Annotated in this window: 8 protein-coding genes; 3 read left to right on the forward strand and 5 right to left on the reverse strand. The window is 75.2% G+C overall.

Annotation, left to right across the window (positions count from 1 at the left end):
• The first annotated feature begins 100 nt into the window (after window positions 1–100).
• Window positions 101–481 carry an FKBP-type peptidyl-prolyl cis-trans isomerase gene (locus GGE06_RS23710; RefSeq protein ID WP_116164657.1) on the forward strand — a complete coding sequence of 127 codons (381 nt, stop codon included), beginning with the start codon at window positions 101–103 and terminating at the stop codon, window positions 479–481.
• A 27-nt stretch (window positions 482–508) separates the two neighbouring features.
• Window positions 509–1174, forward strand: a complete 666-nt coding sequence (locus GGE06_RS23715; protein ID WP_184931658.1) for a response regulator transcription factor — start codon at window positions 509–511, stop codon at window positions 1172–1174.
• Between the two features lie 7 nt (window positions 1175–1181).
• Here the strand turns inward: GGE06_RS23715 and GGE06_RS23720 are convergent, their stop codons facing one another.
• The 3 genes from GGE06_RS23720 to GGE06_RS23730 are packed head-to-tail and all read right to left on the reverse strand — an operon-like array spanning window position 1182 to window position 4853.
• Complete coding sequence (locus tag GGE06_RS23720) at window positions 1182–2720, reverse strand: sensor histidine kinase (protein WP_312883260.1); 1539 nt, start codon at window positions 2718–2720, stop codon at window positions 1182–1184.
• Complete coding sequence (locus tag GGE06_RS23725) at window positions 2713–4095, reverse strand: FtsX-like permease family protein (protein WP_184931659.1); 1383 nt, start codon at window positions 4093–4095, stop codon at window positions 2713–2715. The genes GGE06_RS23720 and GGE06_RS23725 overlap by 8 nt, the downstream gene beginning before the upstream one ends.
• Before the next feature lie 5 nt (window positions 4096–4100).
• The gene (locus GGE06_RS23730) at window positions 4101–4853 is read right to left on the reverse strand and encodes an ABC transporter ATP-binding protein (RefSeq protein ID WP_116164653.1); all 753 of its coding nucleotides are present in this window, start codon (window positions 4851–4853) and stop codon (window positions 4101–4103) included.
• A gap of 189 nt (window positions 4854–5042) precedes the next feature.
• Between GGE06_RS23730 and GGE06_RS23735 the strand changes: the two genes are divergently transcribed.
• A complete protein-coding gene (locus GGE06_RS23735) occupies window positions 5043–5696 on the forward strand; it encodes a LysE family translocator (protein WP_116164651.1) in 654 nt (217 codons plus the stop codon).
• A gap of 57 nt (window positions 5697–5753) precedes the next feature.
• Here the strand turns inward: GGE06_RS23735 and GGE06_RS23740 are convergent, their stop codons facing one another.
• Window positions 5754–8147 carry a tetratricopeptide repeat protein gene (locus GGE06_RS23740; RefSeq protein ID WP_184931660.1) on the reverse strand — a complete coding sequence of 798 codons (2394 nt, stop codon included), beginning with the start codon at window positions 8145–8147 and terminating at the stop codon, window positions 5754–5756.
• 113 nt (window positions 8148–8260) lie between these two features.
• Entirely contained in the window at window positions 8261–11773 is a 3513-nt protein-coding gene (locus GGE06_RS23745; protein WP_184931661.1) for a hypothetical protein, read from the reverse strand.
• Between the last annotated feature and the right edge of the window lie 12 nt (window positions 11774–11785).

The raw sequence follows: 11785 nt of genomic DNA on the forward strand, positions 1-11785 counted from the left end.
TCGCGGACGGCCTTCTCGGTGGCGTGATGATCCACCGCATAGGGTGACCATGCGCCCGGGGGCCGTACGAGGGCTTCCGGCGGAGAGAAACGAGACTGCGATGAGCGAACCGACGAAGCCCGAGATCGTCCTCCCGGAGGGCGACGCTCCCACCGAGCTGACCATCCGCGACCTCGTCGTCGGGGACGGGCCCGAGGCGAAGCCGGGCAACGTGGTCCAGGTTCACTACGTCGGGGTCACCTTCGAGTCCGGCAAGGAGTTCGACGCCTCCTGGGACCGGGGACAGCCGTTCAAGTTCGCCGTGGGCGGTGGCAGGGTCATCAAGGGCTGGGACCGCGGGATCAGGGGCATGAAGGTCGGCGGCCGGCGCGAGATCGTCGTTCCCCCGCGCCTCGGCTACGGCAAGCAGTCGCCCACGCCGCTGATCCCGGCGGGCTCGACGCTCGTCTTCGTGGTGGACCTGCTGTCCGTCGCCGTCTGAGGACGGCCGCGGGCGAGGGAGGGCGTCGTGATCGACGGACAGCTGCGTGTGGTGCTGGCCGAGGACTCCGTGATCCTGCGGGACGGCATGGTCGAGTTGCTCGGCTCCCGGGGCTGCCGGGTGGTGGCCACCGCCGGGACGGCCCCCGAACTGGTCGCCTCGGTCGACGAACACCGGCCCGACGTGGCCGTGGTGGACATCCGCATGCCGCCCACGCACACCGACGAGGGCATCCGCGCCGCCGTCGAGATCCGGGCGCGGACGCCCGAGGTCGGCATCCTGGTCTTCTCCCAGCACAACGAGACCGTCTGGGCCTCCCGGCTGCTGGCGGACGGTGCGGCGGGCGTCGGGTATCTGCTGAAGGAGCGCGTCGCCCGCACCGACGAGTTCGTGGAGGCGCTGCACAGGGTCGCCGACGGGGGCACGGCGCTCGACCCGGAGGTGGTCACCGGGCTGATGCGGGGTGGGCGGCGCGGCCGGGTGGAGACGCTGACGGCGCGCGAGCGCGAGGTGCTGGAGCTGATGGCCCAGGGCCGTTCCAACCGCGCCATCGCCGCGTCGCTGGTGGTGTCGGAGCGGGCCGTGGAGAAGCATGTCGCCGCCGTCTTCCTGAAGTTCGGCCTGCGGGCGACGGACACCGACAACCGGCGTGTGAAGGCCGTCCTGGCGTACCTGGCCGAGAGCACCGGCTGAGCAACGCTCACAGACGCGACGGCAGTTCGGCGGTGACCGTGGTGGGCCCGCCGGGCGGACTGTCGACGGTCAGGACGCCGTCCACCGCCGCCAGCCGCTCGGCCAGACCGGTCAGGCCGGTCCCGGCACCGGGCGCCGCACCGCCACGCCCGTCGTCGCGCACGGTCAGCCGGACCCGCCCGCCGGCGGCGCTCGCCCCGAGCTCCGCCGAACGCGCACCGCTGTGTCTGGCGACGTTGGTGAGCAGTTCGGCGGCGCAGAAGTAGACGGCGCTCTCGACCGCCGGTTCCAGACGTTCCCGCAGGTCGAGGTGGACGGAGACCGGAACCGGCGAGGTGGCGGTCAGGCCGGGCAGCGCCTGGGCGAGGCCCCCGTCGAGCGCGACCGGCCGGATGCCCCGGGTGAGTCCGCGCAGTTCGGTGATGGTGTCGTCGGTCTGGCCGCGGGCACGCTCCACCAGGCCGCGCGTCCGCGCCAGGTCCGGGCCCTCGGCGGTGGCGAGCGCGTCGTCGGCCAGCGAGAGGGTGATGGCCAGGGCGACGAGACGGGCCTGGGTCCCGTCGTGCAGATCGCGCTCCAGGCGGTGCAGCCGGTCGGTGTTCTCCGCGAGCAGCACGGCGCGGGCCGCCTCCAGCTTCCTGACCCGCTGCTGTGCTGGGGCGGGGCTGAGCAGCAGTCCGGCAAGCCGCCGGTTCGCACCGCTCAGCGCCCTGATCGTGCCGGGCACCGCGACGAGCAGCAGAAGCCCCAGTGGTACGGAGACGGCGTCCGCCCAGCCGAACGGCCGCGGCTCCGGCTCCAGGAGCCGGGCCCAGAGCGGGAATCCGATCAGCCAGCCGCAGCCGAGGGGCAACGCCACCGCCGCGACGAACCCCAGGACACCGAGCGGCAGCCGCAGGACCAGGTAGAGCAGGGTCCGCCAGCCGACCGGATCGGTCAGTACGGCACGGCCGCGGGCGACCGAGCCGGTGGGACGGGGTGGCGCGGCCGGCGCCTCGATCCGCTCCCCGAGCAGTCTGCCGACGAGCCGTCGGTGCAGCGAGCCGAGACCACGCGCGCCCAGGAGAGCGGCGACCACGAAGGGCAGGCCCAGCACCGTCAGCGACAGCAGTACGCCCGCGTACAGGACGGCGATCGCGTACACGCCGCAGAGCAGCGCGAGGGGCAGCCCGAGGACGGCGAAGAGCCATTCACCGGCCTGTACGGAGAGCCGTTCGCCGCCCCGTACGGAGGACCGTTCGCCGCCCCGTACGGAGGACCGTGCACCGCCCCGTACGGAGGACCGTGCACCGCCCCATACGGAGGACCGTGCACCGCCCCATACGGAGGACCGTGCACCGCCCCATACGGGGAGCCGCTCCTCCGCCCCTGCGGAGAGCCGTTCGCGGGCCCCGGCAGAGAGCCGAGACCTCTGCTCGGCCGCCGCCGTCCCCGCGCGGGCCCCGCCCTCGGCCGGGCGCGCCCCGCCCTCGGCCTCCACTCTCCCCGCGCGGGCCCCGTCCGCCCCCACGTCCCCGGGAGCGGACCTCCCGCCGTGCTCAGCCACCGCCGCCACCCACCCGTTCCGCCGCCGGGCCGCGGACCGCCCGCATCCCGGTGACCAGGATGACGGGGACCGTCAGCGCCGCCGCGCCCGCCACGATCCACCCGCAGGCGGCCATCGGGACGGTCGGTGCCGCCGAGCCGGTCACCGCCGTACTGAAGGCGGCGGACGCGGCCCCCGCGACCGTGGCGCCGAGCAGCACCCCCACCACCGTGGTCAGCACCGCCTCCACGGTCAGCATGCGCAGCAGCTGCGACGACGTCGCGCCGACCAGGCGCAGCATGGCGAACTCTCGGCGCCGGCCGGCGGTCACGGCGACCAGGGTGTTGACCGTGGAGACGGCCGCGAAGGAGACCAGCAACGCCAGCTCGCTCTGGCGCAGCCAGACGTCGGTGGCCGAGGTGACGCTGGTCGCCGTCGTGCCCGGAGCGTTCCCGGCGGTACTTGTCATGATCGACATGGTGCCCGACAGGCCCACGAGCAGTGCGACGGGCACCACGGCGGACGAGAGCCTCCGCGCGTACCCGCGCAGGTTGGCATCGGCCAGCCACCCCGTACGGGGTGCGAGCAGCCGGACCGGCGCGCCCGACACGGCCGCCAGGAGGCGCGCCGCGAGCGGCCCGAGCAGGGCAACCGCGACCAGCAGCACCAGCGAACCGAGCAGTGCCGCCTGCCCCGCCTTGTCCGCCTGTTCCACCGGCCGCGTCGCCGCGAGCCGCAGCAGCACGGCGCCGCCCGCGAGAGCGGCGACGCCGGCGAGCAGGCGTGGCGCCCCGGTGCGGCCGTGCTCGGTCGCGCTCGCGGTGAGGGCGGCCGCGGGTGCGATCAGGGAGATCCGCCGGGCGGCGACGGCCGAGGCGGCCAGGCCGACGGCGAGGGCGGCGGCGAGGGCGGCGGCGAGTGCCACCAGGAGGGGCAGGAAGGTCTCCGGCACGCGCAGGCCCGGCGCGGCCATGCCCCGTCGCTGGAGCTCGGCGAGGAAGCGGCCCGCCGCGGCCGTGCCGACGGCCCACGCCGGCGCGGCGACCACCAGCGTCGTCGCGACGACCTGGACGCGGACCAGGCGCCGCGTCTGGCGGGGTGTCGCCGCGATGGTGCGCAGCAGGGCGAGTTCACGGTGCTGCTGCCGGAGGGCGAAGCCGAGCGCGTTCACCACGACGAAGAAGGCGACCAGGACGGCGATCTCCCCGAACGCGCCCGCGATCACCATCAGTCCGGGCCCGACGTCCGCTTTTTGCACGGCGTCGCCGGCGGTGAGGTCGGCGGCGAACAGCAGGCCGAACATCGTGACGGTGGTGATGGCCAGGAAGAGCGCGACGGCGAGGCCGACGAAGGAGGCCGGACGGCGGCGCAGCGGCCCGAGGGCGAGCGTGATCACCGGGCTCACCCGCCCAGCCGGCTCAGGCGTTCGCCCACCTGTGCGGCGGAGGGTCGGTCGAGTTCGTCGACCAGCACGCCGTCGGCGAGCAGCAGCACCCGGTCCGCGTATCCGGCGGCGACCGGATCATGGGTCACCATCACGCAGGTCTGCCCCTCCTGGTCCACCCCGGTACGCAGCAGGGCGAGGATCTCGTGGCCGGTGGCCCGGTCGAGCGCGCCGGTCGGCTCGTCGGCGAAGAGCACCTGCGGGCGGGAGACCAGCGCGCGGGCGATGGCCACGCGCTGCTGCTGTCCGCCCGACAGCTGCCCGGGCCGATGCCTTTCGCGCCCGGCCAGCCCGACCCGGGCGAGCGCGTCGAGCACCCGGCCCCGGTCGGGGCGTGCGCCGGCCAGCCGACCGGGGAGCTCGACGTTCTGGGCGACGGTCATCGCCGGCATCAGGTTGAACGCCTGGAACACGAACCCGACCCGGCTGCGCCGCAGTTCCGCCAGCCGCCGTTCGGGCAGCCGGGAGATCTCGGTGGTGCCCCACCGGACGGAGCCGCCGGTGGGCCGGTCCATCCCCGCGAGGCAGTGCAGCAGGGTGGTCTTGCCGGAGCCCGAGGGTCCCATCACCGCCGTGAACGTGCCGGGCGCGAGCGCCACCGACACCCCGTTCAGCGCCCGCACGGCCGCCCCGCCCCGCCCGTACACGCGGTGCAGGTCCTCCGCCCGCGCGACGGTTCCCGTATCGATGTCCCTCGCCGTTTCGATCATGTACTCATCGTCGGCGGGCCGGGGGTCTGCGGGCGATGGTGCCCGCCCCCGAACCCGAGGTTCGGGAAACCGAACCCCCTGGGTGAGATGCCGGCGAAGCACCGGGCGAGCAGGGGCATCAGTCCTGCTGATGCGCCGTGCAGCAGACCTCATTGGACGTGATCGCGGCCGCGGCTCCAGGATGGCCGCATGACCGTCTCCTCTGCCATCGCTTCCTTCGCCGTCGTGGCCGGCATGCTGACCATCATGCCGGGCCTCGACACCGCTCTGGTGCTGCGCTCCGCCATCACCCTGGGCAGGCGCCGGGCGTTCGCCACGGCGCTGGGGATCCTCTCCGGCGTGCTCGTGTGGGGCGTGGCCGCCGCCGTCGGCGCCTCGGCGGTGCTCACGGCGTCCCGACTGCTGTACGACGTGCTGCGCGTGGCCGGTGCCGTGTATCTGGCGTGGCTGGGCATCGGCATGATCCGCCGGACGCTCAAGGAGCGCGGCCGGGCCTCGGCGGGGGACGCGGCGGACGGAGCGGGGGCCACGGCCTCGGAGGCGACGTGGGCGCGGGCCTGGGCGCGCGGGCTCGGCACGAGCCTGCTCAACCCGAAGAACGGCGTCTTCTACATGGCGATGCTGCCCCAGTTCATCCCCAGTGGCGCCCCGCATCTGCTGATGGGGGTCGTCCTGGCGGCCGTGCACGACCTGGAGGGGCTGGTCTGGTTCAGCGCGCTGATCTTCGGCACCCAGCTCGTCCGCCGGTGGCTGAACCGCGCCTCGGTGCAGCGGGTCATCGACTCGGTCACCGGTGCGGTGCTCGTCGGCTTCGGCATCAAGCTGGCGCTCGGGGACAACTGACCGCTGGGACGGGCCGGCAGGAACGGCTGACGGACCTGACCCTGCCTGGGCCGTAGTTCACCCGGAGTCCTCCTGGTTTCCGGCGCTCACCGCCACGATCTCGGCCCGGCGCGCCCGGGCCCAGGCGTAGTCCGGGTCCATGGCGAGTGCCCGGTCCAGGTCGGCGAGGGCCAGGTCGCTGCGGCCCAGGGCGTGCTGGGCGAGGGCGCGGCTGCCGAGCGCCCAGGTGTAGGCGGGGTCGAGTTCCAGGGCACGGTCGTACTGGGCGACGGCCTCCGCGTACCGGCCTCGTTCCCGTAGCGTCTCGCCCCGCTCGCCCATCAGCCAGGGGTCTTCCGGCGAGAGGTCCTGTGCCCGGTCCAGGTCCACGAGTCCGCCGTCGGTGTCGCCCAGCGCGCGCCGGAGTCGTGAGCGCCGTACGAGGGCCCATATGTAGTCGGGTTCCAGGGCCAGTGCGCGGTCGAGATCCGTCAGCGCCTCGTGCGGGCGGCCGAGGCGGCGCAGCACGTCGGCCCGGCTGGCCAGCGCCCAGGTCGTCGTGGGTGCGATGTCGAGGGCCCGGTCGAAGTCCGCGAGGGCTTCGTCCAGGCGGCCCGCCACGCGGTACGTCTCGCCGCGGTGGCCTATGGCCCGCTCCCCGTCGGATGCCAGGGCGCAGGCCCGGTCGTGGTCCTCCAGGGCCCTGTCGAACGCCCCCAGGTCGCGATGGATGACCGCCCGCCCCGTGTACGGCCGGGGAGCCTGCGGTGCCAGCTCGATCGCCCGGTCGTAGTCGGCGAACGCCTCCGCGTACTGCCTGCGCAGCCGGTGCGCCTGGCCTCGGACCCACAGCGCCTTGGCCCGCTCGTAGTCGGCGAGTCCCGCCTGGCGGAGGAGCATGTCGAGGACCGTGATCGTGCCGCGTTCCTCGTCCCGCAGCGCGGCGAGGAGCCCGGTCCCCCACTCGCGCAGTACGGCCGCGTCGCTGTCGTCGCCCGCCGCCGCGACGGTGTCCGCCCAGCGGCGGGCCACCTCGGGTCCCTCGTCGCAGGCGTCGATGCCGTCGCGCAGTACCGCGGGCAGCACCTCGCGCGGGTTCGCGCACAGCTGGTGGTACGTCTCCTCCAGGCGCGCCGCCCGCCAGCCTTCCTCGGACCAGCGCAGGTGGGGGGCGAGGCCCTGGCCCTCGGTCTCCCGGCGGCCGGAATGGCACTGCGCGAGCCGTTCGTGCGCGGCCCGCCAGCGGTCGGCGGAGGTGGTCCGCTGCAGGCGCAGCATCGGGGCCCGTACGACGTCGTGGTACTGCGCCCGGCCGCCGCGGACGTCGACGAACGGCAGGGCGCGCAGCCAGCCGAAGAGGTGGGCGGCGGGCTCGCCGGCCACCGCCCGGAAGACGTCCTCGTCCAGGCGGCGCGGGAGCGCCCCGGCGAGGGCGGCCGCCCTGCGCACCGGGTCGCCCTCCCATTTCAGGAACCGTTCGACCGCCGTGGTGCTCGGGTCGTCGACGGCGCCGGCCTGCGCCGCGCTCTCCGCCAGGGTGGAGACGAGGACGGGCAGGCCGTGGGAGAGCCGCAGCACGTCCCGCACCACGGACTCGCTCTGCACGCCGCGCCCGCTGAGGAAGGCGCGGGTCTCGGACTCGGAGAACGGTGCCAGGGGCAGGTCCACCACGAGGTCGGCCCAGTCGGCCCAGTACGCCGGGTCGAGGGACCGTTGGCCCGCGAGGGTCACGACGACGTTGCCGGGCAGCGCCCCGTACCGCTCGCCGGCCAGCAGGTCGCACAGCCAGCGGTCGAGGAACGGCGCGGTCCGCTCGTACGTGTCCAGGAACAGCGCCACCCAGGGGACCTGCTCGGCGACCCGGCCGACCTCCGCCACGAACACCGGGGTGAGGACCGACACGGGGTCGAGGACCAGCTGGACGTCGTCGTGGCTGCGCAGCCGGGCGCTGAGCACGGTGCGCAGCCGGTCGGCGCCCTCGGCGACCTGGGCGGGATCGAGGGCGCCGGCGAACGCTCCGACGACCGGGAGCATGCCCAGCCCGGTGAGCGCCGCCTGGGCGGTGACGCGCGCGGCCGGGGACGGGGCGCCCTGGTCCGTCGCGTCACCGCCGGGCGTGCCGAGGGCGGACTCGGCCTCGTGCCGGCGCTGCCGGTAGGTGTTGAGGAGCCGGTCGACCGCCTTCAACGGGTGTCCGAGCTCACCGGACCGGGCGCTGACCGCCGCGATGACCTCCACGGCACCGCTCACCGAGTCGTCGGTGAGCACGGTCAGCGCCTGGTGCTCGCGCGCGATCCGCTCCAGCTCCCGGAGCAGGGACGACTTGCCGATGCCGGCGTTGCCCCGTACGTGGAAGAGGAAGCGGTACGCCGGGTCGTCGGTTCCCAGGGCGAAGTTCCGGCGGTACGCGTCGAGTTCCGCCGTCCGCCCGAGGAACGCCGCGCGCCTGCGGCGCTGGATCAGCTCACGCATGGACGGTCTCGGGGAATGAGGGGCAGCGGCCATGCGCCCCAGTCTGGCAGCAGGGCGGCGGCTCCGGAGGGAGTCGCCGCGAGAAACCGGACCGGGCGGTCGGCGGGCGCGTCCTAGTCGGCGAGCAGCGCCTCCACCGTGGAGACCGGATTCCACTCGGGGTCGAGGCCGCTCAGCCGCTGGGCGACCCGGTGCCAGGACGCCGGGTTCGTGCCGAGTCTGGAGCGGAGGAGGTCCGCGAGGACGGTGCGGGCCTCGGCGGCCTCGGGGGGCGCGTCCGTGCGGCGGGCGGCGCCGCCCAGGTACGCGAGCAGGCGCGCGGCCGGGGTCGCGAGGCGCACCAGGTCCGCGCCGTCGAGGAGCCCCGCCGTGAGCAGGCCGTCCAGTTGGGTGGACGGCGCGCGGTGGAACAGGCCGCCGAGGCCGTGCCGGGCCCGCTCCCGGGTGAGTCGCGGGCTGCCGGGCAGACCCTCGGGGCCGGGCTCCGGCAGCAGTGCCGCATGCCGCAGTCGTACGTCCTCGGGGACGCCGTCCAGGCGGACGATGTCCTGCCAGTTCGGGAGCGGTTCCTGGGCGTGGGCGGCCTCGAGAGCCTCCCAGGGCACGGGTTCACCCGGTGGAAGGGACGTGACGAGGTCACGCGTCTGCGGTGCGTGCCGGGCGCGCCTCAGCTTCCGTACGAGCTTCTCCGGCGCCAGTTCCCGGTCGAGGCGGGCACGGAGGACGGCGGCGGGGTCGGCGGACGCCAGGGCCTTCGCGCACGCGGTGGTGGCGGAGCGCCCCAGCGCGTCCCTGCCCGCGAGCCGCGTCAGCCGGTCGGCGCCCCCGTGCTCAAGGAGCCTCAGGCAGCCGAGCAGTTGAAGCGCGAGGCCGAGCTTCGAGCCCTCTCTTTCGAGCAGTTCCTCCACGAGGTCGGGTTCGGCGGAGCACAGCCACATCAGGCCGCCGGCCGGGCACGCGGATCCCTCGGCACGCCAGTCGGCCAGCACCCGGGCGCCCAGGGACGGCCGCCCGGCGCCGGGCCTCGACCGGGTCACGATCCGGTGGACGATCGGCCGGGGGTTCCAGTGCCGCAGCAGGGCGAGGTCGACCTCGGGGTCGTCGAGGTCGACGAGGCGCTCCACCGCGCCGCTCCGCTCCATCCAGCGGGACTGGGCCGCGAGGACGCGCAGAGCGTCGGGGTCGCGGCCCGCGAGCAGCCGGTCGAGGGCGGTGCGCGGTGTGCTGTCGTGGCGCAGCAGGTACGCGGCGAGCAGCCAGGGCGCGTCGGGTCCGAGCCGGGGCAGCACGGCGTCGACCACTTCGGCGTCGGCGAGGCAGAGCAGGGTGCCCGCCGGCCAGGCCCACAGGTGGTCGCCGTGTTCCAACAGGCTGATCGCCTCGTCGGGCGTGCCCGGCCTGGGCCTGCCGATGGGCGGCTCGGCGCCGGCTGCTGGACCGGGACCGTCCTTCGCGCGCTCCAGCGATTCCGTCCAGGTCAGCCCTTCCGAGGCTGCTTCGGAGGCCGAAACGGTCGCGGCCACGCGGAGCCAGGCGTCGGGGTCGGTGCCGAGATCGGCGCGGAGCCGGCGGGCGAGCGCGGCCCGCCACGCGTCGGCGAACGCGAGCCGCTGCCAGTCGTAGGGCAGCAGGAGCAGGCGCCTGGCGGGCAGGAGGTCGAGCAGTTCGTCGGCGGGCAGCACGCCCTGCGCGTAGGCGTGTTCGGTGTGCTGCGCGTCGTAACCGATCGGCCCGGGGATCAGCGCACGCAGCTGCGCGAGGCCGGGGGCCTCGTACGCGAAGCCGGTCCGGGAGGCGGGCACGCCGTGGGCGGCGCAGGCGTCGGTGAACCAGCGCGGGGTGGCAAGGCCGGGAGCGGTCGCCTGCTCGTACGCGGTCAGGGCGCGCAGCACTTCGGGGTCCTCCGGCCGGGGCGCACCGTCCGGGGCGAGGGAGTACAGCAGGTCGAGTGCGGCCAGGGCGTGCACACGGTGGCCCCGGTGGAGGGCGAGGGGTGAGGGTTCCGAGGCCGGTGGTGCGGGCTCGGACGGGGGATCGGCCTCGTGAACGACCTCACCCGTGACCTCGTCCGGGGCCTTCCCCGCTTCGACGATCAGTTCCTCGACCGTGCCCCCGTGTTCGGGCAGCAGGGCATCGAGCTCCGTCCAGGCCCGCCCCCTCTCCCCCAGATGGGTCTCCGTCAGGGCGTGCAGGTCGGCGGCCGCCGCCGTGCCCAGCAGGTTCCGTTCGGCGAGGCGGGCGAGCGCGGTCAGGGCGTGGGCGGCGGGGCGAGCGGTGCCGATCAGCTCGGCCGGGTCGAGGAGCCCTGCCGCCGCCATGCCCTCCGCCCAGTCGGCGGCGCTGTGGTCGAGCGCCTCTGCCGCGAGCCGCTGTGCGGGCGGGGTGCTGTTCCCCGCGCGGCGGCCCCCGGCCCGCCACGGCTCGTTGAGGACGCTCAACCGGAACGCCCGGCGCTGCGTATCGCTCGCCGCCTCGTGACGGGCGAGCTCCTCGCAGGCCTTGGGCATGAACGGGGTCGCGGCATGGGCCGCGGCGAGCGCGTCGAGATCGTGGGCGTACGGCTCGGACAGCAGGTCACGCAGGGTGCTGGTGCCCCGGGCGGTGGCGAGCAGCGCGGGCAGCCGGGCCGGGTCCTCGTACGGCTCGGTCCCCGCGCGCAGTCGACGTCGTCCGGTGCCGTCCGGTGCGGCGAGTGCCTCGTTGACCGTGCCCACGACGGCCGGGTTCAGCAGGGACGCCAGTGCGGGGTCGTCGAGCAGGGTGCGCACGGCGTCCGGGCCGGTCCGCTCCCAGATCCTCAACAGGGCGTACTGCTGCGCGGCTTGACGTACGCCCCACCGCAGGGCCGGCACCACGAGCTGCGGGTCGCCCGAGACGAGCAGCGGGGTGAGCCAGGTGCGCGGGACCTTGCCGTGCGGCGCCGTCAGCTCGGTGCGCAGCGCGTCGTCGAGCGGAACGGTGTCGCGCCGCTCGACGACGGTGCGGCGCAGGGACTGGGTGGTGCGCGGGTTGCGATAGACGGCCGCGGCGACCTGAGCGTCGCCGACCATGACCAGCCGGGCCAGGGCCCGGGTGTCGAGCCGGGGATGGCGGGCCAGGGCGGCCCGGGTGCGGGTGTCGCCGTGGTCGACGACGGCGTCGACGAGCGCGGGCGCCGGGAGGGTCCCGCCGGCGAGCAGCTCCGTCGTCACCCGCTCGGGCAGGGCGGCGAACGCGGCCGCGGCATGCCGCGGCTCCGAGTGCTCCAGGAGCAGGCCGAGCGTGCGGTGGACGCTGCGGGGCGCGGGCGGAGCGAGCGGGCCGTCGGACGCCGACGTCACCGGCGGCGCGGCAAGCAGATCGAACAGACCGTCACGATGCCCGGCCAGCGCGTCGTGCAACGCGCGCCAACGGGCCGTGTCCGCACCGAGATGGCGCCCCGTCGACTCTCTGAGGAGCGCGGCCGTCTCGTCGTCGACCCCACCCGCTGCGTCGACGTCGGCCGCCACCGAGCGCGCGGGCCGCGCCTGCTCCAGCGCCCGCAGTGCGCCACCACGCGGCGCGCCCGCCCCCTCGGGGTCCCGCCGTGCCGCCCCGAGCACCTCGCGCAGCAGCCGCTCAGCGTCTCCCACCTGCGTCTCCGTCATGGTCGCCATGCT

The sequence above is a fragment of the Streptomyces nymphaeiformis genome, from assembly GCF_014203895.1.
Lineage (GTDB): Bacteria > Actinomycetota > Actinomycetes > Streptomycetales > Streptomycetaceae > Streptomyces > Streptomyces nymphaeiformis.

Coding starts and splice junctions, on each gene's coding strand:
- GGE06_RS23710 (WP_116164657.1), top strand. CDS start 101: ATGAGCGAACCGACGAAGCCCGAGATCGTCCTCCCGGAGGGCGACGCT.
- GGE06_RS23730 (WP_116164653.1), bottom strand. CDS start 4,853: ATGATCGAAACGGCGAGGGACATCGATACGGGAACCGTCGCGCGGGCG.
- GGE06_RS23735 (WP_116164651.1), top strand. CDS start 5,043: ATGACCGTCTCCTCTGCCATCGCTTCCTTCGCCGTCGTGGCCGGCATG.
- GGE06_RS23740 (WP_184931660.1), bottom strand. CDS start 8,147: ATGCGTGAGCTGATCCAGCGCCGCAGGCGCGCGGCGTTCCTCGGGCGG.
- GGE06_RS23745 (WP_184931661.1), bottom strand. CDS start 11,773: ATGACGGAGACGCAGGTGGGAGACGCTGAGCGGCTGCTGCGCGAGGTG.